This window comes from Pseudomonas uvaldensis (assembly GCF_021271205.1).
Taxonomy (GTDB): Bacteria; Pseudomonadota; Gammaproteobacteria; order Pseudomonadales; family Pseudomonadaceae; genus Aquipseudomonas; species Aquipseudomonas uvaldensis.
In genome coordinates, this window is sequence record NZ_JAIWKS010000002.1 from 461,914 (window position 1) to 486,734 (window position 24,821).

Consider the following 24,821-nt stretch of genomic DNA (forward strand, 5'->3'; position numbering starts at 1 on the left):
CGGCGGACACCCTGATCCGGGGTGTCCCTCCATGCATCACTCGTACACCGTCACTCGGTTGCGCCCGGTCTTCTTGGAGGTATACAAGGCCTGGTCGGCCCGGGAGATCAGGTCGGCGTGGTTGTTCAGTGGCTGGTTCATCTCGGCCACCCCGAGGCTGATGGTGAAACGGATGACCTGCTCACCGTAAGGCACGTCCATTTCCTCAACAGCCTTGCGCAGGCGTTCGGCGAACATCCCGGCACCGACCTTGTCGGTGTCCGAGAGCACCACACCGAACTCTTCACCGCCATAGCGCCCGGCCACATCGGATTCGCGCACGTGCTCGCGAACCATCGCAGCGATCTGTTCGAGCACTTTGTCACCGGCCTGGTGCCCGTAGGTGTCGTTGATCCGCTTGAAATGATCGATGTCGAACATCACCAGGCTGGACGTGTTGCCATAGCGCTGGTAGCGCGCATAGGCGGCCTTCAGGTTTTCTTCCCAATGCCCCCGGTTGTAGAGGCCGGTCAGTCGGTCGGTGCTGGAGAGCAACTGCAGCTGTGCATTGGCGGCCTGGAGCTGATGCCGGTTGGTGGCAACGTCCGTGACGTCGTAGATCACCAGGCAGATATGGTTGATGTGGCTGTCGGGGGATCGTAGCGGCAGCAGCGTGGTGTTCTGAAACATGAATTCTTCCTGGCCGGTGATCGGCTGGTAACTCTTGAACCGCACCAGGTACGGGCGCTGCTCCCAGACCGTAAACGCCGGCGTGCCCAGTGTGGCAACGCTTTCAACCTTGCGAATGAACCATTGACGGTCGACTTCAGGGAACAGGCTGAAGAAGTGCTGGTTGTGGGCATCCTTGGGCTGTATCCCGGAACGGTTCTCCATGAAGGTGTTCCAGACTTGCACCCGGTACTCGCGGTCGAGCACCACCACGCCGACATCGATGCTCTGGACAATCGCCAGCAACCAGTGAAATTCATTCAGATCGACAGGATTGTTCATGGCTCAACTCATCAAGTAGGCGAGTTTGTGGGTCAACCGCTCGATGGAATCTTCCGTGAACAGCAATAACAGATCGAAGCGAATATCCTGGCCTTCGAGGCCATAGCTGATTTCCACCGCCAGGGTCTTTTTCCAGTGGGTGCGATTGGCCCGGATCAACTCTTCGATGGCGGCGTGCTGACCGAGCACTTGCGGATGGCCTTGGGAAAACACCACATCGATCTGTTCGGCGATGCTGCTCAGACACGCACCGATCAGCACGCTGGAAAGATCCAGGAGCATTTCCAGGTCCGAATAGTCGTCGCTTTGGCGCTGCATCAACTGGCCGATATCGGCGATCTCCGAATCGTGGAATATCAGCAATGCTTCGCCGGCAATGCCACTGCCGATGAATCCCTGGCAGATGGCGGTCAGTTGCCGGGAACTGCCGGCATCGGCGAGCGCCATGTGCAGTTCGCCCACTTCGAGGATATTCACGTTCGGCACCGGCAACTGCACGAAGACCCCCAGTACCTTGGCGATCAGCGCGGCTGCACGGCCGATGGCCACGTTGACCGTTTCGCGGAAGGCATCGTGGAAGTTGATGGCGGTGCTGGCGGTCGAGCGATTTTGCGACGTGGTCAGGCCCGGCCCGTTCAGCAACCCCAGGCGGCCTAGGGTCTGGCGCAGTTCGTTTTCGTCGAAGGGTTTTTTCAGGAAGGCGAGGGCACCCAGTTCATGGACACGGCGTACCGCTTCTTCCTGTACGTCGCCGGAGATCACGATGACTTGCGCCTTCAATCCTTCGGTGCGCAAGGCGCTCAGCACCTGATAGCCGTCCATCTCGGGCATGGTCAGGTCGAGCAATACCACTTGGCCCAACCCCTTGCGTATGGCGTCCATGGCCTCGCGACCATGGCTGGCCTCGGTGATGGAGACTGGCCAGTCCGCCGGTAGCGCCCGTAATACTTGCTTACGGGCCATATTGGAGTCGTCACATACCACTAGGGGAATCACTGACACAGACACGGCTCTCATCAGGGTAAGTACTAGGGCATCATGCCATAGGCCCGGTAAAACCACCTAACGAGCAGGGTTATCGACCGTCAAATCCCTCAGGTGGTTTTATTTTGAAGCGTCGTTGTCCCCGGAAGTTCGATAAATGAACAGCTTTGACGCCCTGCCGAATAATCGGCATATTGCTCGCTTATGATTGTTTGCGCTTGTTTATGCGGGTTTGTTTATTCATGAATACATTCTCAGAAGCGTTTCCCGGCGAACGCCAGCAACTGATCAGAGATCGCCTGGCCTTGTACGGCCGAGTGATCGCAGCCGATCTGGCCAGCGAATTCAAGGTGTCCGAACATTCGATACGGCGTGACCTGAGTGCCTTGGCGGCGGCGGGGTTGTGCAAGCGCGTTTACGGCGGCGCCATCCTGTTGCCCGCGGCCGAAGGGCCGATGGACGTGCGGATACGTCAGGACACTGCGCGCAAGGGGCGCCTTGCCCAGGCAGCGGCTTCGCTGTTGAGCGCAGGCCAACATGTCTTTATGGATGCCGGCTCGACCAACCTGGCCATCGCCAGCGCCATCGACCCGAAACTGTCATTGACCGTAGGCACCAACTCGCCGTTGATCGCGGTGCAATTGATGAAGCTGCCTCGGGCCAAGGTCATTTTGCTGGGCGGCCAATTGGACCCCGTGGCCGGCGGCGTCATCGGGCTGACCGCCGTACGGCAATTGCAGCAGTTCAGTTTCGACCTGTGTTTTCTCGGCGCCTGTGCCATCGATCCGGACAACGGCATCACGGCATTCGGTCTCGATGACGCGGAATTCAAACGTGCAGTGGTTGCGGCGAGTGGTCAGGTGGTGGTGGCGGTGACCAATCAGAAATTGTCCAGCATTGCCCACTACCAGGTAGCCTCCTGCGAAGAGGTCACGGCCCTGGTGGTGGAGCATGATGCACCGCGTGAACGGTTGGAGCCTTTTTTCAGCAGAATCTCCAATGTTGTGGCCGCCGCTCGCGAGTGATGCAGGACCGCTGGGCGGTACCGGCAGGACAAGCGCTACAGCTTCATCACCGATGCCCGGATGATCGTGCAATTGGACATGGGCGGGGGAAATCGGCTGAGCCCATACGGAATGCGAAAATGCAGAGCCCGCGCTCCCTGTAACGGGGCGCGGGCTCTTGAGTAGCCGGGCGAGTAATCAGAAGCGCATACCCTGGAACGGGTTCCAGCCTTGCTCGCCTTTCACTTCCTTGAGGTAGTAGGCGTAGTTGGTCATCATCGCGTAGGTCATGGAAAACGCGACGCTCAGGCCGGTGTTCAGGGGCCTTGGAACCTCCATGCCCATGATCGCGAAAATGACACTCAAGGCGATGTTGATCGCGATGATCAGGCCGATCATGGCCAGGTTCTTCTTCCACAGGCCCAGGACGAACAGATAGATGGGGCCGAAGAAGAAGGCGATGATGTTGGCGTTGATAAGGATCTTCTTCTTGAAGTCAGGCAGTTTCTTCATGGCTTCCTTGTAGCGCGGATCGCTGGGCGCTCCGTAGGTTTCAAAGAAGTTGAAACGCTCCTGCCATTTGGCGCTGTATTTACCGGTAGCTTGCAATTGCTCGCTGCTGCTCATTCTGTAGCTCCTTTGGGGTCCATGAGGGGTGAGTCGTTCTTCCGGATTTCCTGTGCTCGCACTGCACGCTTTATAAGCGTTCAAGCGGCAAAATACCGCATCGCCAGCCTCGGCGGCCCTCCGATCTGTGACACGTATCACTTTCCTGTGGACACCGGGCCATCCCCATCCCGAACGTGCCCATTGTCTGCCACGGCAATTACGTCTAGTTTGCTGCCCGACCCTTACATAAAAACCAGCGTATAAAAATCAGGAGTCCCAGATGCAACCGATTCGTCTCGGTCTGGTGGGCTATGGCAAGATTGCCCAGGACCAACACGTTCCCGCCATCCACGCCAACCCGGCGTTCCAGCTGGTGGCCGTCGCCACCCAGGGGAAACCCTGCGCCGGCGTGGAGAACTTCCAGTCCCTGGGCCAATTGCTCGACAACGGCCCGCAGGTTGACGCCATTGCGTTCTGTACACCGCCACAGGGTCGATTCGCGTTGGTGCAACAGGCGTTGGCCGCGGGCAAGCATGTCCTGGTGGAGAAACCGCCGTGTGCCACTCTGGGGGAAGCCATGGAGCTGGTGGTTCAGGCCGACAGATACGGCGTCAGCGCGCTGTTTGCCTGGCATTCGCGCTATGCGCCGGGTATCGAGGCCGCTCGGGACTGGTTGGCCACCCGGACCGTGCAAAGCGTGCGGATCGACTGGAAGGAAGATGTGCGCAAATGGCATCCCGGTCAGGCGTGGATCTGGCAACCCGGAGGCCTGGGTGTCTTCGATCCGGGTATCAACGCGTTGTCTATTGCCACCCATTTGTTGCCCTTGCCGCTGTTCGTCGAGTCGGCCGAGTTGCGTGTCCCCGACAATTGCCAGTCGCCCATTGCCGCCAGCATCCGCATGTCGGATGCCCGCCATATGGACATCCGCGCCGAATTCGATTTCGACCATGGTCATGAGGAGCTCTGGAGCATCGAGATTCGCTGCGCCGAAGGCATCCTGCGGCTGGACAATGGCGGAGCGCAGATGAGCATCGACGGCGTGCGCCAGGCGGTTTCGGAGGAGGGCGAGTATGCGGCGGTTTATCGGCATTTCCAGCAATTGATCGCCGACAGAACCAGCGACCTGGACCTGCAGCCGTTGCGATTGGTGGCGGACAGCTTCTTCGTGGGCAGCCGCACGCTGGTTGAACCGTTCTACGACTGAGGATCAGACGCGCCGCAAGAGCAGGGCCCGGATTCGAAGCCCGACCCTGTTCGGTTCCATCTGTCGAAGATAATTCGAACGGTTGTCGATTTCGTCCATGGCCATTCGATTATGGGCATGCGAGCAGAAAGCAAAGGCCCGTGCAGCTCCCATCAACCGTGAAAACCGATCACAGGAGGTTCCACCATGAAAATCATTCCCTACCTGACTTTCAATGGTAACTGTAAGCAAGCGTTTACCCTGTACAAGGAGGTGCTGGGCGGCGAATTGTTTTCCATGTCGTTTGCCGAGGCGCCTGAAGAGACCGGCATGCCCAAGGATCCGAACCTGATCCTGCACACCTGCCTGACCGTGGGTGCCTTCAGCCTGATGGCCTCCGATTGCCCGCCGGGCCAGCCGTTCCAGAAGCCGCAGGGCGTATCGGTATCCCTGAACGTCGACAGCGTGGACGAGGCCGAGCGATTGTTCCAGGGCTTGAGCGCAGGCGGCCGGGTGCATATGCCATTGGCAAAAACCTTTTGGGCGGAACGTTTCGCCATGTTCGAAGACCGTTTCGGCGTTGCCTGGATGGTCAACTGCGAGGGGCGCCAATAGAGTATTGGCTACTGTCGGACCAGGGCGGGACATGCCGCCCTGGCGCTGTGGCGGTATTGCGCGCGATCAGGCGATGGTCTGGACCGTGCCTCCTTCTGCACGAATCGCCGCGCCATTGATGACCGCGGCGCGGTCGCTGGCCAGGAAGGCCACCACGTTGGCGACTTCGGCCGGTTTCGCCAGACGGTAGATCAACGATGAAGGACGATTTTCTGCCATGAACTTCCTTTCGGCCTCGGCGTAGGACAGGTCCGGGTTCACCGACTCGATGAAGCCTTTGAGACTGTCCGTCTCGGTCGGCCCTGGCAGCACGGCATTGACCGTCACGGCGGTGCCCTTGGTCAGCTCCGCCAGGCTACGGGAAATCGACAGTTGGGTGGCTTTGCTCGCACTGTAGTGAGCCATGGACGCCATTGGCGTCAGTGCCACTTCACTGGAAATGAAGACGACCCGGCCCCGGCCCCGTTCCAGCATGCCCTGCATGTAGGTGCGCGCCAGCCGTACGCCGCTCCAGACGTTGGTTTCGAACATGCGTTGCCAGTCCTCGTCGCGAGTGCTGAAGAAGTCGCTCAGTTCGTAGGTGCCCAGATTGTTGACCAGAATATCGATCTGCGGGTAGGCCGCGGCGGCCAGTTTTTCACCGCCAGGCTGGCTGAGGTCCGCCACCAGGGGCAGGGCGCGTTCGCCGCCGAAGCGCTGATTCAGTTCACTGACCTGCCGGGCGACCGTATCGCCGTTGCGGCCGTTGATGATGACGTGGGCGCCATCTTCCAGCAACTGCGTGGCGATAGCCAGGCCGATGCCTGAAGTCGAAGCACTGACCAGCGCTGTCTTGCCGTTTAACTCAAGGTTCATTCTGTTCTCCTGCGATCGAGGTCGTTGAGCGAATCGTTTCGCTTGCGAGAAAGTATGGGGAGCGGCTGTTATGTTGATAAGACCGTGTAATGGAATATGATTGCGGAAATCAATTCATAGATAGAGTACGCATGGATAACCGAAGCGGCGAAATGCTGGTATTCAGTAAAGTGGTCGAAACCGGCAGCTTCTCAGCAGCCGGCAAGCTGCTGGACATCACGCCATCTGCCGTGAGCAAGCTCATCACGCGGCTGGAAGAGCGCTTGGGCGTTGTCCTCTTCGAGCGCTCCACGCGGCAGTTGACCATCAGCAATGAGGGAGGACGTTTTTACGACAGTTGCATACGCATCCTCAATGACATCGAGGAGGCGGAACAGGACGCCGTGGGGACAGCGGTGATGCCCGGCGGATTGTTGCGAATCAACGTCTCCGTCCCCTTCGGCACCCATCAGTTGCTACCGATCATCAGTGATTTCAACCAGCGCTATCCCGACATCACACTCGATCTGTCACTGACCGATGCGCTGGTGGACCTCAAGCGCGAACGTATCGACGTCGCGATCCGCATGGGCCCGCTGGACGATGCCAGCTTCCGGGCGCGAAACCTGGGCCAAAGTCGCCGCGCCGTGGTCGCTTCACCGGCTTATCTGGAGCGTCACGGCGTACCACGGGTCCCTGGAGATCTGGTGAACCATCGCTGTTTCAATTTCAATTTCCGGCGCTCGCGGGATGAATGGCCGTTCAGGATGGAAGGCCACACTCACTACTTGGCAGTCCGCGGTGACATCCTGACCAACAATGGCGAAACCATGCGCCAATTGACAATCAACGGGCTGGGCATCAGCCGCCTGGGCCTGTTTCACGTCGCTCATGATCTGGCGGCGGGGCGCCTGGTCGAGCTGCTCGGGGACTACAATCCCGGAGACACCGAAGAGATCCATGCGATCTTCAGCAACCAGCGCTACATGCCGCAGCGGGTGCGGGTGTTCATTGACTTCATGGTGGAGCGGATCGGGCCCTTCCTCAGTTCTATCGGGCGGATGGGCTGAACGACGAAAGCCGCAGTGTTCGGACTGCGGCTTTGCCAGAAGTGATGGGTCATGCCACCTGGTGCATTTCTTCCAGTTCGAAATCCCCGATGCAATGTCCGGCTGTTTCCCGGAATGTCCGTACGGCCTCGCTTTGCATGTGTTGCTGCCAGGCTTGCACGGACGCCCAGCGTTCGAAGAATGTCACCAGGCCGGGCTCATGGTTGGACACGTGCAGTTCGTAATTGATGCAGCCGGGAGCGCCACGGGTAGCGGCGACCAGTGCCTTCTGGGCGGTAACCATCTGCGCTTCCAGGCCCTGTCGCGCCCGTGCGCGGGCAATGATGATCAATGGTTCAGACATGTGTGATTTCCTCGTGATCCGATCAACGCTTACCAGTGGATTTCGGGGGGTATTGGTCAACGTCCTCGGCAGACGGACCGCCGTTGATCCAGTCCACGACCCAACCACTCTCCAGGATGTTGAACGTCTGTGACCCGGCCGGTAGCCAGGCTTCATGTACGACTCCGCCGGGCGCACGGAAGAAACCACCGTTCTCGATGTCATAGCGCACGCCTTCAGACGCAAAGACATGAGTGCCGCCCACCAGTACCACATGGGTTTCTGCGCGGGCATGGGTGTGTGGCTTGATGTGCACCGCCACGGGTGTGCGGAACATCAACGTTGTCAGGCCGGTTTCGGTGTCTGCGTGCAGGATGGCGTATTCAGGGGATCTATCCCCCAGTTGGGGAATGGTTTTCTGCCATTTGAATTGGCCTGGGTTGATCAACTCCGGTACCGCAGGCGTGGCTGCGGATTGCCCGGCATTCGCCGCCATCGCGCCTTGGGGTATACCTTGCAGCGCAGTCAACAGGATGCCGAGGGACACGGTTTTTTTGAGCAGGGATGGGTGTTTCATGGGAGCCTCTTGCGTCGATTGATGGGGCCAGTATCAATCGACATCCTGAGCTGGATAAGCGGCAAGGGCGGCACATGATTGTTGAATTGAATTCAAGGCCGGACAGTCAGCCAGGCAGGCCCGTCTCCACGATCATTCCAGATCCTGCGCCGCATGTCGCTCTGGCACCTGGTTGGCCTCATCCCCCCACGTCCGGTTGACGCGCTGTCCGCGGATGACCGCCGGCCGCTTGGCGATTTCTTCCGCCCAGCGCTGCACATGGGTGTATTCGTGCGCGCTGAGAAACTCGGCAGCCGAATACACGTTGTTGCGAACCAGCTGGCCATACCACGGCCAGACCGCGATATCGGCGATGGTGTAATCGTTGCCAGCCAGGTATCGGCTTTCGGCAAGCCGACGATCCAGGACATCCAGTTGGCGCTTGGCTTCCATGGTGAAGCGATTGATCGGGTACTCGAACTTTTCCGGTGCGTACGCGTAGAAATGTCCGAAGCCTCCCCCCAGGTAAGGGGCCGAACCCATCTGCCAGAACAGCCAGTTCAGGGTTTCGGTGCGACCGGCCAGATCGGAGGGCAGGAACGCCGAGAATTTCTCTGCCAGGTACAAAAGGATCGAGCCGGACTCGAAGACACGGATCGACGGTTCGACACTGCGGTCCACCAGGGCCGGGATTTTTGAGTTCGGGTTGATCTGGACGAAACCGCTGGAGAACTGGTCCCCGTCGTTGATGCGAATCAGCCAGGCATCGTATTCCGCGCCGGTGTGCCCGAGTGCCAGCAGTTCCTCGAGCAGGATGGTCACCTTCACACCGTTGGGTGTGGCCAGGGAATAGAGCTGCAGTGGATGCTTGCCGACAGGCAGGTTTTTTTCGTGGGTTGGACCTGCGACGGGGCGATTGATATTGGCGAATTCACCGCCGGAGGGCGCTTCGTGTTTCCAGACTTTTGGAGGCGTGTAGGACGTTTCATTCATGGGACGTACCTTTTCGTTTGCTTGCGGCGTTTGCTTGCGGCAATCACTGCAGCCGCAAAAGTGAACGGCCCCTGCACGGTCAATGACCGTGCATGGCCAACGTCACGATTGAATAGGAGTCGGCTGGGAAGGTCTATGCCATAACTATTGCTTGAAGTGATAGTGATCATCAAGCAAAGCAAGTTCTGCTTCGCTGCCGAGCATTGGACAATCGCCACCATCGCATAACGAACCCTCTTTATTTTCAGGAAAGCCCGATGCGCCTTTTATTCATTCCGGTCCTGGCGATGGCCTCTGTACTGCTCGCCGGTTGTGCGTCCGCGCCAAACGATCCGTCCCTGACCTTGGTGACCGACAAGACCCCTGCCGAATACGCCGATTGCGTCGTGCCGAAATTACAGGGCAGTACACTCAACCCGACCGTCTCGCAGACGCAACGCAGCTACCGGATCGTCGTGCCGAGCAAAGTCGCGGCGGACAACGTGCTGGAGGCCTACAAGGCCGGAAACGGCGGCAAGGTTTTTATCTATGAACGACGGCTGTTGGCTTCGAGCCTCTTGCCGTCGAGTTTTGAGCGTGCCGCGCAGGATTGCATCTGACCGGTTCGAACGTTTTGTCTGTGCTCCTTTGGTTGGCCGCAACCAACCAAATCCCTTTGCCCCGTACCGCCCTGGTCACGGGGCTTTTTTTATCGACGCGGTGCCAGTCGGTCGCTTTCGCATAGTTATATTGATTAATTTATTGCCAGCTTAGGGCGCCTGTTTTAAAAATTTCAATCCCGGACCGCCAGGCTTGTTCCTGACGGCTGCGTTCCATATTTCTTCACCTTTTTCGCCTGTTTTCGGGCATCTCTCTGCCTTTCCAACATTGAAAATTAGGAAACCATGGGGTTTTCTTTGCCGTTTTTTTTGCCATACTCAGCCTGCGGGGCGGCAGAAGGTCGCTGCTTTGCCGATAAATAGTACTGTCTAATAACAATTACCAGGTACCCACACCATGAGCATTCCCGGTCACTCAGTCCTGGCGACTCACGCCGAACAACTCCCTGCAGCACTCGCACGCATGAAGCAGGCTCACCTGGACGAAGGGCCTGCGAGCCTGGAACTGCGGCGTGATCGCCTCGATCGGGCAATTGCCTTGTTGCTGGACAACCGTGAAGCGATCGTCACAGCGGTGTCCGCGGATTTCGGCCATCGCAGTCGCGAGCAGACGCTGCTGTCCGATATCGCCGGTTCGGTGGCGAGTCTCAAGCATTGTCGTGAGTACCTGGCCCAATGGATGCAGCCGCAGTCCCATCCCGCCCCGTTTCCCGGGTGCCAGGCCAGGGTCGAGTACCAGCCATTGGGCGTGGTAGGGGTGATCAGTCCGTGGAATTTCCCTATCGTGCTGGCCTTCGGACCGTTGGCGAGTATTTTCGCCGCCGGTAACCGGGCCATGCTCAAGCCTTCGGAGTTGACTCCGCGCACCTCGACGCTGATCGCTGAGCTGGTGGGTCGTTACTTCCATGAAAACGAGTTGAGCACGGTACTGGGCGACGCCGAGGTCGGGGCGCTGTTCAGCGCGCAACCCTTCGATCACCTGATCTTCACCGGCGGCACGGCAGTGGCTAGCCATATCATGCGGGCCGCCTCGGAGAACCTGGTACCGGTGACGCTGGAACTGGGCGGCAAGTCGCCCGTGCTGGTCTCGCGCAGCGCCGATCTCACCACAGCGGTTCAGCGGGTGCTGACCGTGAAAACCTTCAACGCCGGTCAGATCTGCCTGGCGCCGGACTATGTGCTGTTGCCGGAAGAATGGCTCCCGGACTTCGTCGAAGAGGCGGTGCGCTTTGTCGGCACGCTGTACCCGACGCTGCGGGACAACCCGGATTACACCTCCATCATCGACTCGCGCCATTTCGACCGTCTGCAAGGTTACCTCGCCGATGCCCGTGCCAAGGGCGCGCGGCTGATCGAGATCAATCCGGCTCAGGAAGACCTGAGCGATCGCGAAGTCCGCAAGGTCGCCCCAACCCTGGTGCTTGAAACCCGCGAGCAAATGCAGGTACTGCGTGAAGAAATTTTCGGCCCGTTACTGCCGGTCAAGACCTACCGCGACTTCAACAGCGCCATCGATTACGTCAATGCTCAGCCAAGGCCGTTGGCAGCCTACTACTTCGGCGAGGACGCCGACGAGCGCCAGCAGGTGCTCAAGCGCACGACCTCAGGCGCGGTGGTGATCAATGATGTCATGAGCCATGTGCTGTTCGAGGCGTTGCCATTCGGCGGTGTCGGTCACTCTGGCATGGGTGCCTATCATGGCGTTTATGGCTTCCGTACCTTCAGCCATGCCAAGGCGGTGGTGGTGCAGAGCCCGGCGGGGGAGTCCAACCTGGCGATGCGCGCGCCCTACGGCGCGATGATTCACGGTTTGCTGGATCAATTGTTGACGGCCGAGTGAGCCGCCCGGGAGCCTGACCATGAGCGTATTGAAGACTGTCAAGGCCAAGCTGTTGCGCGCCCTGGCCAAACGCATGAAAGCCAAGTTTACGTACGACGCGGCGCAGTACCCGTTGCGCACGGTGGACGAAATCGACATCCCGACGGCCTGGGGGCCAGCGCGGGCATTGTTCTATTGGCCCGCTGCAACTTCCAAAAGCCCTTTGCCGGTGTACCTGAACCTGCATGGCGGCGGTTTCGTGGCGGGTGTGCCCGAACATGACGACAGCTATTGCCGTCGGCTGGCGCACAACCTCGGGTGCCTGGTCGTCAACCTGGACTACGTCCTGGCGCCCGAACATCCGTTTCCCGCCGGTTTGCGCCAAAGTTTCAGGGTGCTCGAATGGCTGGCCGAGCAGGCGATGACTCTGGGAATCGATCCCCAACGCATCGCCGTCGGCGGCCACAGCGCCGGCGGCAACCTGGCCACTGGCGTGGCCAACCTGGCACGGGGGCATCAGGGGCTCAGGGTGGTGCATCAAGTCATCGACTATCCGGTTCTGGATCTGCTTCAGGACCCGGCGCTCAAGCGCTCGTCCCTCGATAAGCCGCTACTCGGCTCGGGCCTGGTGCGTTTCTTCAACAGTTGCTATCTGAGTGATCCGGCCCAGGCCCGGGACCCGCTGGTTTCGCCACTGCTGGCGACGGTCGAGGCATTGCGGGGCATGCCGCCTGCGACCCTCATCACCGCCGAGTACGATATCCTTCGAGCCGAAGGTGAAGCCTATGGGCACAAACTGCGCGAGGCCGGGGTCTCGGTGAACGCGAAGATGTTCCCTGGCTGTGACCATATGTTCACCCATCTGGGGCCGGATGCTTCGGCGCAGCAGGCCTGGCAATTCGTTGAGGATGCCCTGCGCGAGGCATTCCGCAGCGGGGCGGGGGAGGAGAACGATAGCGAGAGCGCTTATGCCTGAAACCACCGAGCAACCTGTCAGGCGCGGTCGCGGCCGTCCACCGATGCGCAGTCGTCAGGAGCAGATGAGCCTGTTGCTGGACGCGGCGGCTGAGGCGGTCGGCAGCGGCAACTTTGCCAATGTCACCATGGACGCCATCGCCCGAACCGCGGGGATCTCGAAAAAAACCGTCTACCTGCTGGTGGGGAGCAAGGAAGCGTTGCTGTCGCAATTGGTCGCCCGGGACTTGTCGACGCTTGAGTTGCTATTGGAAAGCGGCATCGACTGTGCGCGGGACCTGCTCAGCGAATTGCGCATGTACCTGACGCTGTGGGCGCGCCTGACACTGTCTCCATTGGCGTTGGGCCTCTATCTGATGGCCGCGCAAGGACGCGAGAGCGCGCCGGGCATTGCCAGGATCTGGTATCAGGAAGGAGCCGAGCGCTGCCTGAGCCTGTTGCGCGGTTGGTTGGGCAAGGCCGCCGGCAAGGGGTTGCTTGTCCAGGAGGATGTCGAGCCGGCGGTCGAGCTGATTGACGCGCTGTTGATCTGCCAGCCGCTCAAGCTCTTCACCCTGGGCGTCCAGCAGTGCTGGTCGGATGAACAGATCGGCCAGCGAGTCGATGTCGTCCTCGAGATGTTCGGGCGCTGCTTTATCCATCCGCAACATCACTCATGACCCTTGCGGGAGCGGGCCTGCTTGCTCCCGCAGGGGATGCCCATCGCTATCGGTTATTCGCCGCTGTCACGCCGTGACAGCCGATAGGACAACTGGGCACGGGTCAGGCCCAGGCGACGGGCTGCTTCCGAGACATTGCCTTTGACCTCGAGCAGGCGATGATCGATCAAGGTGTCCTCGACCTCCTGTAACGACAATCGACTCAGGTCTTTATCACCAAATAGCGCCTGGATCGCCTCGTGGCTTGTGTCCTTGTGCGCGGACACCGTACGGGAGGCCGGGGCCTGGTCATGGGGCGACGCTGCCAGTTGCCCTCGATTTCCAATGGAGAACATCGGCTGCGCCAGTCGCTCGCCACTGGTGAACAGGTGTGCCAGGTCGATTGCACCGCCATCCGGCGCGCTGATCACGCCACGTTCCACCAGGTTCTGCAGTTCGCGGATATTGCCTGGGAAGTCGTAGGCCAGCAGCGTGTCGGCGGTGCGCGGAGTGAAGCCGCTGATCTGGCGACCATGCAGCCGTGTGAAGCGATGCAGGAAGTGCGTCATCAGCAGCGGGATGTCTTCCTTGCGCTCACGCAACGGCGGCAAATGGATCGGGAACACGTTCAGGCGGAAGAACAGATCTTCGCGAAACTCCCCTCGTTGCGCGGCGGCACGCAGGTCGACGTTGGTGGCGGCTACCACTCGCACGTCGACTTTGAGGGTCCGGCTGCCGCCCACCCGTTCGACTTCGCCTTCCTGCAGCACGCGCAGCAGCTTGCCTTGAGCCACCAGGCTGAGAGTGCCGATCTCATCGAGAAACAGGGTGCCTCCGTTGGCGCGTTCGAAACGTCCGGCGCGTGACTGGGTTGCGCCGGTAAAAGCGCCGCGCTCGACGCCAAACAGCTCCGACTCCATCAGGTTCTCCGGGATGGCGGCGCAATTGATGGCGATGAAGGGGGCGTCATGGCGCGGACTGATGCGGTGCAGCATCCGCGCAAACATTTCCTTGCCGACCCCGGACTCACCGGTGAACAGCACTGTCGCCTGGGTCGGAGCCACCCGACGCAGCATGTGGCACGCCGCGTTGAAGGCCGAAGAAATACCCACCATGTCACTGTCCTGGGTGGGCTGGTGAGCGGCTTGCAGCTCGGCCGGCAGTGCACCTTTGTCGTCACGGCCGTGGGAGGTCGGGCTACGTCCGCTGGTGCTGACAAAGGGTTCGGCGTTGAGGTCCGCCAGATCGCCTTCGGCATCGTCCCATTCTTCGGCGGGCTTGCCGATCAGCCGGCAGATGTTCGATCCGGTGGAACGGCATTCGACTTCGCGATAGAGGATCAGCCGGCCGACCATCGCAGAAGTGTATCCGGTGGCATAGCCGGTCTGCATCCAGCAGGCCGGTTCGGTGCCGATGCCGAACTGGGCGATGTGTTCGTCGTCTTCGCTGGAATGGTGCCAGAGAAATTCGCCGTAATAGGTGCCCAGGTTCATATCGAATTCGAAGTGCACCGGCTCGACCTTCACCGCGCCTTCGATGGCATGGATGATCGGGCCGGCGGCGAACAGGGCGAGGAAGTCGGCCTCGGGGAAACGTTCCTTGATCAGCGCCGCGTCGCGGGCGCCGCAATGGTAGCCGGTGCGCAACATGATGCCTCGGGCGCGCGACAGTCCCATGCTTTCAATCAACTCACGCCGTAATGCGCCGATTCCGCTGCTGTGCATCAGTAGCATGCGGGCGCCGTTCAACCAGATGCGACCGTCGCCGGGGCTGAACATCAGGCATTCGGTCAGGTCTTGCAGCGTGGGAGAGGCGCCTGGCGGCAATTGCTCACTGGCACCGCGGGCGGGTTTCTTTTTGGCTTCGCCGGAAAGCTCGGCCAGGGAAATCAGCTTGTCTGCCATGAGAAACCCTTAATGTGAGTAATCATATTCCGCATAGTGCAGCATGAATTTGCTGAAATCATCACTTTTTTCTCAGGTGGTAGCGCGCCGCGTGAAAGCTTGAATACCCAATAATCCCTGTATACCCCGTGTTTGAGCGGTCCGGTTGTCCTTTCCGTGAGATGGCATATCGCTTGCTACAACTAGTTACCGATATTAACTATTCGGCAATAACAATATGGCTTGGCGACCCTTGTGCGCGGGGTTGCACAAGCATCAACCGGGAAGACCCGTATGAAGCTGACCAACAAGAAGATCGTCGTGACCGGGGTTTCCTCGGGTATTGGCGCCGAGACAGCAAGGGCCCTGCGTGCCCGTGGCGCCCTCGTCATCGGCATGGACCGCAACGAGCCAAGCATAAGCCTGGATGGGTTCGTCCTGGCCGATCTCAGCCATCCCGACGCGATCGACGACGCCGTGCGTCGGTTGCCAGAGCGTATCGATGGGCTTTGCAACATCGCCGGGGTGCCGGGCACTGCCGATCCGCAACGGGTTGCCTACGTCAATTACCTGGGCCTGCGCCATCTCTGCACGACGGTACTGCCGCGCATCGCCGAGGGGGGCAGCATCGTCAATGTGGCGTCGATCCTCGGGGCCCAGTGGCCGCAACGCCTGGATCTACACAAGGAACTGGCGCGTATCGAGGGTTTCTTCCAGGGACAAGCGTGGCTGGCCCAGCACCCGGTGCCCAAGGAGAGTTGCTACCAGTATTTCAAAGAAGCCCTGATCGTCTGGACCTACCTGCAGGCGCAACCCTGGTTCATGGAACACTCGGTGCGTATGAACAGCGTGGCGCCGGGCCCGGTGTTCACGCCCATCCTCGGCGAATTCGTCAGCATGCTCGGTCAGTCGCGCGTCGAGGCCGACGCCCATCGCATGAAACGCCCGGCCTACGCCGATGAGGTGGCTGTCGCCATTGCGTTCCTGTGCGCGGACGAATCGCGCTGGATCAATGGTATCAACCTGCCCGTCGATGGGGGACTGGCCTCCACCTACATCTGAACGAGGGTTCACCGACTGCGCATTTGCGTGCAGCTCATTGCCGTTTTTTCCAAGAAAACATGTTTCCAGACAACAAGAACAATGAGGAACTCCATGCACAACTCTCGATGCTATCCGGGCTTCAAACGTTCGGCCCTGGCTCTCTCGGCTTGCCTCGCCGGCCTGGCTTCCCAAGCCCAGGCCGCTCAGATCGACCTGGGCGACAGTGACTGGCGCCTGCGCTGGGACAACACCCTCAAGTACAGCCAGGCCTGGCGGTTGAAAGGGGCCGACGACCGTCTGACCAATGCGCCGACGGCGGGCGGCCTGTACCCCTCGATCCAGAGCCAGGGCGACAGGAATTTCAGTCGCGGGCTGGTTTCCAACCGGCTGGACCTGTTCAGTGAGATGGACCTGAGCAAGGAAAACTATGGCCTGCGTCTCAGCGGCGCAGCGTGGTATGACGATGTCTATAACCAGGACACCGACGACAGCGCCAACCCGCACTTTCTCGACGATACCCGCGAGCTGCATGGGCGTGACGCCGAGATACTGGATGCCTTCGTGTTCCTGCGCGGTAACGTCGGCGATGCGAGCCAGGGGACCGTGCGTCTCGGTCGGCACAGCCTGATCTATGGCGAAAGCCTGTTCTACGGGGGCAACGGCATCGCCGCCGCCCAGGGGCCCACCGATGTGGTCAAGTTGCTCAGCGTACCGGGCACCCAGTTCAAGGAGATCCTGCGTCCGGTCAATCAGGTATCCGGGCAGCTGCAGGTTACCCCCCAGTTATCGGTGGGGGCCTACTATCAGTTCGAGTGGGAGCGTTCCAATCTTCCGGGCGCCGGCAGCTACCTGAGTGACAACGACGGTATCGGCAAGGGTTCAGGCGACTGGACCGAGGTGTTCGGCAACACCACCGTGCATGCCTCCGATATCGAGGCCAGGAACTCGGGGCAGGGCGGCATGCAATTGCGCTACAAACCGGAAGGCACCGAGCTGGAGCTGGGCTTCTACGCCGCCAAATACCACGACAAGGCACCGAGTGCGCTGTATGCCTACCTGGACGGGCCTGCGGCGGCTGCCACGGGACTGCCGATCCTGGGGGCCTACCGCCAGGTCTATGCCGAAGACATCAAGACCGTCGGGGCCAGCTTCTCCACCGCCTACGGCCCGTTCAACTTCGCCGGCGAAACCTCGGTGCGGTGGGACGCGCCCCTGGTCAGCAACCTGCAAGTGGTCGCGCCCGGCACGGCGGCGGACAACAGCGGGGACGCCTTGTACGCCAAGGGCAAGACCGCCCACGTCAACCTTTCGACCATTTACCTGCTGCCGCCCAACGCCTTGTGGGACGGTGGCTCGGTACTCGCTGAGCTGGCCTGGAACCGCACCCTCAGCGTCACTGAGAACCGTGCTGCGCTGGACTCCAACACCACCCGCGACGCCACCGCACTGCGAGTGCTGGCCGAACCGGCCTATTTCCAGGTGGCTGACGCGCTAGACATCAGCGTGCCGGTGGGGTTTGGCGTGGTTCTCGACGGGCGTTCATCGGCGGTCAGCAAGTCAGGCTTTGGCAATACCCATGCCGGTGACTGGAGCATCGGCGTCAAGGCCACCTACCTGCAGCGCTGGGACTTCGGCATCAACTACGTGAATTTCTTTGGCAAGACCGGGGCGGGGCTGCGCGAGGACGGCAATTTCAGCTATGCGCAATCCCTGGCCGACCGCGATTTCGTCTCCATGTACGTGAAAACCACATTCTAATAAGAGGTTTCATTCTCTATGCAAAACCCATTTTCCTTGCGTATCCCGGCCCTGGCCATTGCCTTGTTGAGCGCCGGCCTCGTGCACGCGGCGGTTTCCCCCGAGCAGGCCGCACGGCTGAACAAAGACCTAACCCCCCTGGGCGCCGAGCGGGCGGCCAACAAGGACGGCAGTATCCCGGCGTGGACGGGCGGCTACACCCAAGTACCCGCCGGTTACAAGAACGGCGACAAACGCGCCGATCCGTTCGCCGCCGAAAAGCCGCTGTACACCGTCAGCGCCGCGAACATGGCGCAATATGCCGACCTGTTGGCCGATGGCACCAAGGCCTTGATGCAGAAATATCCGGGCTATCGCCTGGACGTCTACCCGACCCACCGCAGTGCCGCTGCCCCGCAGTGGGTGTATGACAACACGCTGAAGAACGCGACCCGCGCCACCGTCGAGGTGGAAACCGAGAAAGTCAGCGGCGCCTATGGCGGGATTCCGTTCCCGTTGCCGCAGAACGGCACCGAGGCGCTGTGGAACTATCGCTTGTCCTGGCAGGGCGCCGACACCTTCTATGCGCCGTTCGATACTTGGCTGATGACCGCTGGCGGCAAGAAAATCCAGGCTACACGGGCACGGTTCTGGTACCAGGATCCTTACTATTTCAAAGAGGGGAGCCTGGAAACGTTCAACGGTAAATTCCTGATCGGCAAACTGGCCACCGAACTGCCGTCCTCCAAGGCCGGCGAAGGCCTGATGACCCATTGGGATATGGACCCAGGCAAACGTGCAGCCTGGCAGTACCTGGTGGGCCAGCGTCGGGTACGGCGCGCGCCAAATATCGCCTACGACACCCCGGACTTCGTCACCTCCGGCGTCGGTTTCTTCGACGAGGCGTTCATGATCTTCGGCCCGACCGACCGCTACGACCTGAAGCTGGAAGGCAAGAAAGAGTTGCTGGTGCCTTATAACAACAACCGTTCGGCGGCGGCCAAGAGCGACGACCTGGTCAAGCCGGGCTTCCTGAACCCCGATCTGGTGCGCTGGGAAAAACACCGGGTCTGGGTGGTGAATGCCACTCTGCGCGAAGGCAAGCGTCACGTGGTGCCCAAGCGCACCTATTACCTGGATGAGGATTCCTGGCAAGTGCTGCTGGTCGATGGCTATGACGCCCAAGGCAAGCTGGGACGGCATAACTACTCGCTGACACTGCTGGCCCCCGAGATGCCGGTGCTGACCGCCCAAATGCAGTGGGGCAGCTACAACCTGGAGACCGGCGCCTACTTCCTGAACTCGTCGGCCAACGATCTGGACGTGCAATACCAGAGTTATCCGCGGCCGCCGGCGTCGTTCTTCACGCCGGATGCGATGGCCAACGACAGTCTGCGCTAAGACGTTGAACCACGCGCCGGGCACGAGCATCGGCGCGTTGGGTATGGATCAATTCATGGGCGGTTGGAGCGGGCATGATCGGTAATTTTTCATTCAGACGGGCACTGTCGGCGGCCCTGTTGCTGATGTTTTCGCTGGCGCCCGGCTGGGCCGCGGCCAATCCACGGATTGCGTTGCTCGACCAGCCAGCCATGCAGAGCGCCAAGGCCAGCCATGCCGTGTTGCTGGCGGTGGCCCGCGCAGGTGAACGGCTGGTGGCGGTGGGCGAGCGTGGCATCGTTCTGCTCTCCGACGACTCCGGGACGACGTGGCGTCAGGCGCAGGTGCCGGTCAGCGTCAGCCTGACGGCTGTGCAATTCGTCTCGGCCCAACAGGGCTGGGCAGTCGGTCATATGGGCGTGGTGCTGCGCAGTACGGACGGCGGCGAAACCTGGAGCAAGCAACTCGATGGCAACGCCGCTGCGCAGCTGGCGCTGGTGTCGGCTCGACAAGACGGCGACGCCAAGCGCCTGAGCGATGCCGAGCGGCTGGTGGCCGACGGCCCTGACAAGCCATTTCTCGACCTGTATTTCAGCGACCCTCGTAACGGTTACGTCGTGGGGGCCTATGGGCTGATCCTGCGCACCGAGGACGGTGGCCAAAGCTGGCAGCCCTGGATGCAACAGGTGGACAACCCCGAGGACCTGAACCTGTATGGCATTCGCGCAGCCGGCAATGCGCTGTTCATGGTGGGCGAGCGGGGCTTGCTGCTGCGCTCCAACGATAACGGGCACAGTTTCCAGGCGCTCGAGTCTCCCTATGCGGGCAGCTTCTTCGGCGTGCAAGGCAATGCTCGCGGCGAGCTGGTGGCGTTCGGTCTGCGTGGCAACGTTTTCTGGTCGGGTGATCAGGGCGCCAGTTGGCGCCCCCTGCAAACCGGCCTGGAAGTGGCTTTATCGGCCGCGACGCCCTTGCCGGACGGAGCGCTGGTGCTGGCCAGTCAGGCAGGAGACCTGTTGCTCAGCGCGGGCAGGGGAGGCCGTTTTCGATCCCTGTCCGCGCCGGTCGGCACCTCCATTGCCGGCCTGGTGGCGGCCCCCGACGGCAGCTTGATCTGCGTCGGACTGGGCGGTGTGATCCGCCTCAATCCCGATCTTTTCTCGGCGCAACGCTGAAATCACTTGCCTGTGCCCTAGCGGGCCGTATGCGGAGCATGACGTGAATATCCCTAATCTCTCCCTCGAACAGCAAGTCGTGATCGCCCGCCTGGAAGACTTCGATCCGCGCTCCGGCAACCTGGGTGAACGCGCCATCTTCAATCACAGACCGTGGGTCATTCTGTTGTGCCTGCTGGTCACCCTGGTGTTGGGCTACCAAGCCAGCAAGATCGGCCTCAATGCCAGTTTCGAAAAGACGATCCCGACCTCCCATCCCTACGTTGCCAATTTCCTGGAGCAGCGCAGTGACCTGAGCGGCCTCGGCAACTCGATTCGTATTGCCGTGGCCGTCAAGGACGGCAGCATTTTCGACAAGGACTACCTGGATGTCCTGGCCAGGCTCAACGATGAAATCTATCTGCTGCCGGGGGTCGACAAACCCTACATGAAGTCCCTGTGGACGCCGACCACGCGCTGGACAGCCGTGACCGAAGAGGGGCTCGATGGCGGCACGGTGATTCCGGATACCTACGACGGTTCGCCGGCCAGCCTGGAGGAGGTGCGCACCAACGTGGCGCGTTCCGGTGAGATCGGGCAGCTGGTGGCTGGCAACTTCCAGTCCAGCGTGATCTTCGTGCCACTGCTGGAGATCAACCCGGCCACCGGCAAGGCGTTGGACGCCGGCGAGTTCTCCCGGCAACTGGAGGCCCTGCGCGACAAATACCAGAACGAGCGGATCCAGATCCACATCACCGGCTTCACCAAAATCATTGGCGACCTGATCGCCGGGTTGGCGCAGGTCATGCTGTTCTTCGTCATCGCAGTGGTGGTCACCGTGGCGGTGCTTTACTGGTACACCCGTTGCGCCCGCAGCACGGCATTGGTAGTGCTGTGTTCGCTGGTGGCGGTGCTCTGGCAGATCGGTTTGCTGGCGACCCTCGGTTATGACCTGGACCCATACTCGGCGCTGGTGCCTTTTCTGGTGTTCGCCATCGGCATGAGCCATGGCGCGCAGAAGATGAACGGTATCATGCAGGACATCGGTCGCGGCACGCACCGGGTGGTCGCTGCCCGTTATACCTTCCGCCGCCTGTTCGCCGCTGGCATGACCGCGCTGCTCTGCGATGCGGTGGGGTTTGCCGTGCTGATCGTGATCAAGATTCAGGTCATCCAGGATCTGGCGATCACTGCCAGCATCGGCGTGGCGGTGCTGATTTTCACCAACCTGATCCTGTTACCGATCCTGCTTAGCCACATCGGCGTAGGAGCCAAGGCCGCAGCACGCAGCCTGCGGGCGGAAACCGCCGAGTTGACCGCCAGCGTCAAGCATCCGCTGTGGCGTTTTCTGGATCTGTTCACCCGACGCCCCTGGGCCTGTGGCGCCTGTCTGGTGGCGTTGGCGCTGGCGGCGGGCGGATTCGCCATCAGCCTGCACCTGAAGGTCGGTGATCTCGATCCCGGTGCCCCGGAGTTGCGCCCTGACTCGCGATACAACCGCGATGCCGCCTTCATGACGCAAAACTATGCGGCCAGTTCGGACATTTTCGTGGTCATGGTGAAAACCCCGGAGGACCAGTGTACCCGTTATCCGACCCTGGCCGCTGTGGACGCCCTGGCCTGGCAACTGGAGCAACTGCCCGGGGTGGAATCCACCAACTCTATGGCGGCCCTGAGCAAGATAGCCGCCGCCGGTTATAACGAGGGTAACTTCAAGTGGTACGAGCTGATTCCCAACGATGGCGCCCTGGGTGCGGTGCAGACCCGTGCGCCACGGGAGCTGTTCAACCAGGGATGCTCACTGCTCTCGCTCTACGTGTACCTGGCCGACCACAAGGCCGACACGTTGCAACGGGTGGTCGAGGCCAGCGAAGCCTTCATCGCCAGACAGCATTTGCCGCAGGTGAAGTTCATGCTCGCGGCCGGCAGCGCCGGGATCGAGGCGGCCACCAACATCGTGGTGAAAAAGGCCATGCGCGAAATGCTGTTCTGGGTCTATGGCGCGGTGATCCTGCTGTGCTGGGTGACCTTCCGTTCATGGCGGGCTGTACTGGCGGCGGTGCTGCCGCTGGTGCTCACGTCGATTCTCTGTGAGGCACTGATGGTTGGCCTGGGTATGGGCGTCAAGGTCGCCACCTTGCCGGTGATCGCCCTCGGCGTTGGAATCGGCGTCGACTACGCACTCTACGTGCTGAGCATCATCCTGGCCCACATGCGCGCTGGCGCCTCGCTGTCCGAGGCTTATTACCGCGCCTTGCTGTTCACTGGCAAGGTGGTGCTATTGACGGGCATCACCCTGGCCATTGCAGTGGCGACCTGGGCCTGGTCGCCGATCAAATTCCAGGCCGACATGGGCATCCTGCTGGCGTTCATGTTCCTGGTGAACATGCTCGGCGCCCTGATCCTGTTGCCTGCGCTGGCGTACTTCCTGCTGCCCGAGCGGCTCTTCGCAAAAAAGCCTGAGGGCTGCAGGGTGATGCGTCCGGTCGGGGAGGGTTGAACATGGGGCCGCCGTCGTTGTGGGACTCGGGATTCGACCAAGAGGTCCGGACATCCGTGAAACGACAGCCATTATTCTTGACCCAACCAGCCAAGCGTCAACGCAGCGAGCAGGAGATAGCGACTGGCCTTGGCCAGCGTAACGATCAATACGAAGCGCCAGAAGGGTTCGCGCAGGACTCCGGCGATCATGGTGATTGGATCGCCGATGATCGGTACCCAACTGAGCAACAGTGACCAGCGACCATAGCGCTGATAGGCACGCTGGGCTTTCTCCAGCTTGGCTTCGCTGACCGGGAACCAGCGTTTGTGCCGATAATGCTCGATAGAGCGGCCCAACAGCCAATTGAGCACCGAACCTAGCACGTTGCCGGTGACAGCCACCGCCAGCAGGGCCCAGGTCGCGTACTGGCCGGTCAGTAGCAACCCGACCAGTACCGCTTCGGACTGCATGGGCAACAGCGTGGCGGCTCCCATGGCGGCGAAGAACAGGCCGAAATAGCCGGATACGGCCCACATCAGGTCAGGCATTGAGTCCGATCCAGCCACGGACGCTGTTAAAGGGGCATGGGTACCATTCTTGGAACACTGAGCACACATCCTGGCAAAATTTCAGAGTACCCGGTCTTTGCCTATTCGCTAAGCGTTGGCTAGTGTTCTTTGCAACGGCAAGGACGACCCGCGACCGCGACGGAATTCAATCATGACCGAGCACTTCTCAAGTCAAACGTTCAAATCCATCAGCTGCGCCGAATGCCGCGACCATGGGGCGCTCGGGTTTGAATTCACCATGGCGTTCCAGCCCATTTTCAATGTCAGGACCGGCGCAACGTTTGCCTACGAAGCCCTGGTGAGAGGGGTTAATGGCGAATCGGCCGGCTATATTCTGAGCAGGGTGAATGACGGCAATCGGTACCGGTTCGACCAGGCGTGTCGCGTCAAGGCCATCGAAGAGGCGGCCAGGTTGGGTATGCTGGATATTCCGGATTGCCTGTTGAGTATCAACTTCCTGCCAAACGCTGTGTATCGCGCCGAAACCTGTATTCGCGCCACCCTGGAAGCTGCGCGGCTGACCAACTTCCCTCCGCAAAGGCTCATGTTCGAAGTGACCGAGGGGGAGAGGGTGGACGATCCCGAACACCTCAAGTCCATCTTCACGGAATACGCACGCCAGGGTTTCACCACTGCGATCGATGATTTCGGTTCAGGCTATTCGGGCCTCAATCTGTTGGCCATGTTCCAACCCCACGTCATGAAGATCGACATGGCGCTGACCCGTACCATCGACCAGGATCAGGTCAAGCAAGCCATCGTCGAGGGTATCATCCTGGTTGCGAAGCGCCTGGGAATCACTGTGATAGCCGAAGGTGTCGAGACCCGCGAGGAAAGTGCTGCGCTTCTGAACCTGGGTGTCGAGTTGATGCAAGGCTATCTCTATGCGCGACCGGAAGTTGGCCGCCTACCCATCGGCGTTTTTGATTGAGCGGGCCAACGCATCTTCGACGCAGTCGAGAATCGCCTGGCCGTTGAAAGGCTTCACGAGAAAGCCGATGGCCCCTCGATCAATAGCCTGATTGCGAACTGATACTTCAGCGTGGGCCGTCATGAAAATGACTGGAAATGTATAGCCAAGATTGGTGAGTTTATTCTGTAGTTCCAAGCCGCCGATGCCCGGCATATGGATATCAGTCATCAGGCAGTCGGTTTTGTCGACGTCCTCGGATGCCAGAAAATCCTCTGCACAGGCAAATAGTTGTGCTTTGTAGCCTACGGATCGCAATAAACTATCAATAGAGGCCAAAAGTGCATCATCGTCGTCGACGACGGCGATCAGGGGTATAGATATGGGCACGCAAATGCACCTCGGTGAGCAAGGGAACTCAAGCTATATCAATAGACTAGATGCAAAACTCTTTCACGGAAATGATAC

Annotated in this window: 24 protein-coding genes; 14 read left to right on the plus strand and 10 right to left on the minus strand. The window is 60.4% G+C overall.

Going from position 1 to position 24,821, the window contains the following annotated elements:
* Positions 1-36: 36 nt before the first annotated feature.
* Together LCU97_RS05445 and LCU97_RS05450 are read right to left on the minus strand one after the other, a co-directional pair.
* On the minus strand, positions 37-990 hold the full coding sequence (locus tag LCU97_RS05445; RefSeq protein WP_053151139.1) for a GGDEF domain-containing protein: 954 nt from the start codon (positions 988-990) through the stop codon (positions 37-39).
* A gap of 3 nt (positions 991-993) precedes the next feature.
* Positions 994-2,007: a response regulator gene (locus tag LCU97_RS05450; RefSeq protein ID WP_053151143.1), complete on the minus strand. Its 1,014-nt coding sequence runs from the start codon at positions 2,005-2,007 to the stop codon at positions 994-996.
* A 209-nt stretch (positions 2,008-2,216) separates the two neighbouring features.
* Between LCU97_RS05450 and LCU97_RS05455 the strand changes: the two genes are divergently transcribed.
* A complete protein-coding gene (locus tag LCU97_RS05455) occupies positions 2,217-2,999 on the plus strand; it encodes a DeoR/GlpR family DNA-binding transcription regulator (RefSeq protein ID WP_053151146.1) in 783 nt (260 codons plus the stop codon).
* Between the two features lie 177 nt (positions 3,000-3,176).
* Here the strand turns inward: LCU97_RS05455 and LCU97_RS05460 are convergent, their stop codons facing one another.
* Entirely contained in the window at positions 3,177-3,605 is a 429-nt protein-coding gene (locus LCU97_RS05460) for a DUF2628 domain-containing protein (RefSeq protein ID WP_053151147.1), read from the minus strand.
* A 262-nt stretch (positions 3,606-3,867) separates the two neighbouring features.
* On the opposite strand from LCU97_RS05460, the gene LCU97_RS05465 reads away from it, so the two are divergent.
* Positions 3,868-4,794 (plus strand): Gfo/Idh/MocA family protein, encoded by a 927-nt coding sequence (locus LCU97_RS05465; RefSeq protein ID WP_232775779.1) that lies wholly within the window; start codon positions 3,868-3,870, stop codon positions 4,792-4,794.
* Positions 4,795-4,980: 186 nt separating this feature from the next.
* Positions 4,981-5,388 (plus strand): VOC family protein, encoded by a 408-nt coding sequence (locus tag LCU97_RS05470; protein WP_053151154.1) that lies wholly within the window; start codon positions 4,981-4,983, stop codon positions 5,386-5,388.
* 66 nt (positions 5,389-5,454) lie between these two features.
* Here LCU97_RS05470 and LCU97_RS05475 read toward each other — a convergent pair whose 3' ends face one another.
* Positions 5,455-6,243, minus strand: a complete 789-nt coding sequence (locus LCU97_RS05475) for an SDR family NAD(P)-dependent oxidoreductase (protein ID WP_232775780.1) — start codon at positions 6,241-6,243, stop codon at positions 5,455-5,457.
* A 131-nt stretch (positions 6,244-6,374) separates the two neighbouring features.
* Between LCU97_RS05475 and LCU97_RS05480 the strand changes: the two genes are divergently transcribed.
* Positions 6,375-7,292 (plus strand): LysR family transcriptional regulator, encoded by a 918-nt coding sequence (locus LCU97_RS05480; RefSeq protein WP_232775781.1) that lies wholly within the window; start codon positions 6,375-6,377, stop codon positions 7,290-7,292.
* 49 nt (positions 7,293-7,341) lie between these two features.
* Here LCU97_RS05480 and LCU97_RS05485 read toward each other — a convergent pair whose 3' ends face one another.
* The 3 genes from LCU97_RS05485 to yghU form a co-directional block, all read right to left on the minus strand.
* A complete protein-coding gene (locus LCU97_RS05485) occupies positions 7,342-7,635 on the minus strand; it encodes a putative quinol monooxygenase (RefSeq protein ID WP_053151162.1) in 294 nt (97 codons plus the stop codon).
* Between the two features lie 22 nt (positions 7,636-7,657).
* On the minus strand, positions 7,658-8,191 hold the full coding sequence (locus tag LCU97_RS05490; RefSeq protein WP_053151165.1) for a cupin domain-containing protein: 534 nt from the start codon (positions 8,189-8,191) through the stop codon (positions 7,658-7,660).
* 132 nt (positions 8,192-8,323) lie between these two features.
* The gene (gene yghU / locus LCU97_RS05495) at positions 8,324-9,163 is read right to left on the minus strand and encodes a glutathione-dependent disulfide-bond oxidoreductase (RefSeq protein WP_053151168.1); all 840 of its coding nucleotides are present in this window, start codon (positions 9,161-9,163) and stop codon (positions 8,324-8,326) included.
* A 257-nt stretch (positions 9,164-9,420) separates the two neighbouring features.
* Between yghU and LCU97_RS05500 the strand changes: the two genes are divergently transcribed.
* From LCU97_RS05500 to LCU97_RS05515, 4 genes are all read left to right on the plus strand, one after another.
* The gene (locus LCU97_RS05500) at positions 9,421-9,762 is read left to right on the plus strand and encodes a hypothetical protein (RefSeq protein WP_232775782.1); all 342 of its coding nucleotides are present in this window, start codon (positions 9,421-9,423) and stop codon (positions 9,760-9,762) included.
* Positions 9,763-10,159: 397 nt separating this feature from the next.
* Complete coding sequence (locus LCU97_RS05505; protein WP_232775783.1) at positions 10,160-11,602, plus strand: coniferyl aldehyde dehydrogenase; 1,443 nt, start codon at positions 10,160-10,162, stop codon at positions 11,600-11,602.
* Positions 11,603-11,621: 19 nt separating this feature from the next.
* Positions 11,622-12,557 (plus strand): alpha/beta hydrolase, encoded by a 936-nt coding sequence (locus LCU97_RS05510; protein WP_232775784.1) that lies wholly within the window; start codon positions 11,622-11,624, stop codon positions 12,555-12,557.
* Positions 12,550-13,215 carry a TetR/AcrR family transcriptional regulator gene (locus tag LCU97_RS05515; protein WP_053151180.1) on the plus strand — a complete coding sequence of 222 codons (666 nt, stop codon included), beginning with the start codon at positions 12,550-12,552 and terminating at the stop codon, positions 13,213-13,215. Before LCU97_RS05510 ends, LCU97_RS05515 begins: the two co-directional genes overlap by 8 nt.
* Positions 13,216-13,268: 53 nt before the next feature.
* Here LCU97_RS05515 and LCU97_RS05520 read toward each other — a convergent pair whose 3' ends face one another.
* Positions 13,269-15,098 (minus strand): sigma-54-dependent Fis family transcriptional regulator, encoded by a 1,830-nt coding sequence (locus tag LCU97_RS05520; RefSeq protein WP_232775785.1) that lies wholly within the window; start codon positions 15,096-15,098, stop codon positions 13,269-13,271.
* Positions 15,099-15,371: 273 nt separating this feature from the next.
* On the opposite strand from LCU97_RS05520, the gene LCU97_RS05525 reads away from it, so the two are divergent.
* From LCU97_RS05525 to LCU97_RS05545, 5 genes are all read left to right on the plus strand, one after another.
* Complete coding sequence (locus tag LCU97_RS05525) at positions 15,372-16,139, plus strand: coniferyl-alcohol dehydrogenase (RefSeq protein WP_053151186.1); 768 nt, start codon at positions 15,372-15,374, stop codon at positions 16,137-16,139.
* Positions 16,140-16,232: 93 nt separating this feature from the next.
* Positions 16,233-17,879, plus strand: coding sequence for a DUF1302 domain-containing protein (locus tag LCU97_RS05530; RefSeq protein WP_232775786.1), 1,647 nt, complete (start codon positions 16,233-16,235; stop codon positions 17,877-17,879).
* Between the two features lie 18 nt (positions 17,880-17,897).
* Positions 17,898-19,259: a DUF1329 domain-containing protein gene (locus LCU97_RS05535; protein WP_232775787.1), complete on the plus strand. Its 1,362-nt coding sequence runs from the start codon at positions 17,898-17,900 to the stop codon at positions 19,257-19,259.
* A 74-nt stretch (positions 19,260-19,333) separates the two neighbouring features.
* On the plus strand, positions 19,334-20,413 hold the full coding sequence (locus LCU97_RS05540) for a WD40/YVTN/BNR-like repeat-containing protein (protein ID WP_408636348.1): 1,080 nt from the start codon (positions 19,334-19,336) through the stop codon (positions 20,411-20,413).
* 43 nt (positions 20,414-20,456) lie between these two features.
* The gene (locus LCU97_RS05545) at positions 20,457-22,892 is read left to right on the plus strand and encodes an efflux RND transporter permease subunit (RefSeq protein WP_232775788.1); all 2,436 of its coding nucleotides are present in this window, start codon (positions 20,457-20,459) and stop codon (positions 22,890-22,892) included.
* Between the two features lie 71 nt (positions 22,893-22,963).
* Here LCU97_RS05545 and LCU97_RS05550 read toward each other — a convergent pair whose 3' ends face one another.
* Positions 22,964-23,410 carry a YqaA family protein gene (locus LCU97_RS05550; protein WP_232775930.1) on the minus strand — a complete coding sequence of 149 codons (447 nt, stop codon included), beginning with the start codon at positions 23,408-23,410 and terminating at the stop codon, positions 22,964-22,966.
* Positions 23,411-23,594: 184 nt separating this feature from the next.
* On the opposite strand from LCU97_RS05550, the gene LCU97_RS05555 reads away from it, so the two are divergent.
* Entirely contained in the window at positions 23,595-24,374 is a 780-nt protein-coding gene (locus LCU97_RS05555; RefSeq protein ID WP_232775789.1) for an EAL domain-containing protein, read from the plus strand.
* On the opposite strand, the gene LCU97_RS05560 is transcribed toward LCU97_RS05555, so the two are convergent.
* A complete protein-coding gene (locus tag LCU97_RS05560) occupies positions 24,351-24,743 on the minus strand; it encodes a response regulator transcription factor (RefSeq protein ID WP_232775790.1) in 393 nt (130 codons plus the stop codon). The genes LCU97_RS05555 and LCU97_RS05560 overlap by 24 nt on opposite strands.
* Positions 24,744-24,821: the final 78 nt, after the last annotated feature.

What these genes read in the sequence shown, in the direction of transcription:
- LCU97_RS05465 (WP_232775779.1), top strand. Translation starts at nt 3,868, where the DNA reads ATGCAACCGATTCGTCTCGGTCTGGTGGGCTATGGCAAGATTGCCCAG.
- LCU97_RS05510 (WP_232775784.1), top strand. Translation starts at nt 11,622, where the DNA reads ATGAGCGTATTGAAGACTGTCAAGGCCAAGCTGTTGCGCGCCCTGGCC.
- LCU97_RS05450 (WP_053151143.1), bottom strand. Translation starts at nt 2,007, where the DNA reads ATGAGAGCCGTGTCTGTGTCAGTGATTCCCCTAGTGGTATGTGACGAC.
- LCU97_RS05500 (WP_232775782.1), top strand. Translation starts at nt 9,421, where the DNA reads ATGCGCCTTTTATTCATTCCGGTCCTGGCGATGGCCTCTGTACTGCTC.
- LCU97_RS05540 (WP_408636348.1), top strand. Translation starts at nt 19,334, where the DNA reads ATGATCGGTAATTTTTCATTCAGACGGGCACTGTCGGCGGCCCTGTTG.
- LCU97_RS05445 (WP_053151139.1), bottom strand. Translation starts at nt 990, where the DNA reads ATGAACAATCCTGTCGATCTGAATGAATTTCACTGGTTGCTGGCGATT.
- LCU97_RS05520 (WP_232775785.1), bottom strand. Translation starts at nt 15,098, where the DNA reads ATGGCAGACAAGCTGATTTCCCTGGCCGAGCTTTCCGGCGAAGCCAAA.
- yghU (WP_053151168.1), bottom strand. Translation starts at nt 9,163, where the DNA reads ATGAATGAAACGTCCTACACGCCTCCAAAAGTCTGGAAACACGAAGCG.
- LCU97_RS05525 (WP_053151186.1), top strand. Translation starts at nt 15,372, where the DNA reads ATGAAGCTGACCAACAAGAAGATCGTCGTGACCGGGGTTTCCTCGGGT.
- LCU97_RS05460 (WP_053151147.1), bottom strand. Translation starts at nt 3,605, where the DNA reads ATGAGCAGCAGCGAGCAATTGCAAGCTACCGGTAAATACAGCGCCAAA.
- LCU97_RS05485 (WP_053151162.1), bottom strand. Translation starts at nt 7,635, where the DNA reads ATGTCTGAACCATTGATCATCATTGCCCGCGCACGGGCGCGACAGGGC.
- LCU97_RS05550 (WP_232775930.1), bottom strand. Translation starts at nt 23,410, where the DNA reads ATGTGGGCCGTATCCGGCTATTTCGGCCTGTTCTTCGCCGCCATGGGA.
- LCU97_RS05475 (WP_232775780.1), bottom strand. Translation starts at nt 6,243, where the DNA reads ATGAACCTTGAGTTAAACGGCAAGACAGCGCTGGTCAGTGCTTCGACT.
- LCU97_RS05455 (WP_053151146.1), top strand. Translation starts at nt 2,217, where the DNA reads ATGAATACATTCTCAGAAGCGTTTCCCGGCGAACGCCAGCAACTGATC.
- LCU97_RS05490 (WP_053151165.1), bottom strand. Translation starts at nt 8,191, where the DNA reads ATGAAACACCCATCCCTGCTCAAAAAAACCGTGTCCCTCGGCATCCTG.
- LCU97_RS05555 (WP_232775789.1), top strand. Translation starts at nt 23,595, where the DNA reads ATGACCGAGCACTTCTCAAGTCAAACGTTCAAATCCATCAGCTGCGCC.
- LCU97_RS05530 (WP_232775786.1), top strand. Translation starts at nt 16,233, where the DNA reads ATGCACAACTCTCGATGCTATCCGGGCTTCAAACGTTCGGCCCTGGCT.
- LCU97_RS05515 (WP_053151180.1), top strand. Translation starts at nt 12,550, where the DNA reads ATGCCTGAAACCACCGAGCAACCTGTCAGGCGCGGTCGCGGCCGTCCA.
- LCU97_RS05505 (WP_232775783.1), top strand. Translation starts at nt 10,160, where the DNA reads ATGAGCATTCCCGGTCACTCAGTCCTGGCGACTCACGCCGAACAACTC.
- LCU97_RS05470 (WP_053151154.1), top strand. Translation starts at nt 4,981, where the DNA reads ATGAAAATCATTCCCTACCTGACTTTCAATGGTAACTGTAAGCAAGCG.
- LCU97_RS05535 (WP_232775787.1), top strand. Translation starts at nt 17,898, where the DNA reads ATGCAAAACCCATTTTCCTTGCGTATCCCGGCCCTGGCCATTGCCTTG.
- LCU97_RS05480 (WP_232775781.1), top strand. Translation starts at nt 6,375, where the DNA reads ATGGATAACCGAAGCGGCGAAATGCTGGTATTCAGTAAAGTGGTCGAA.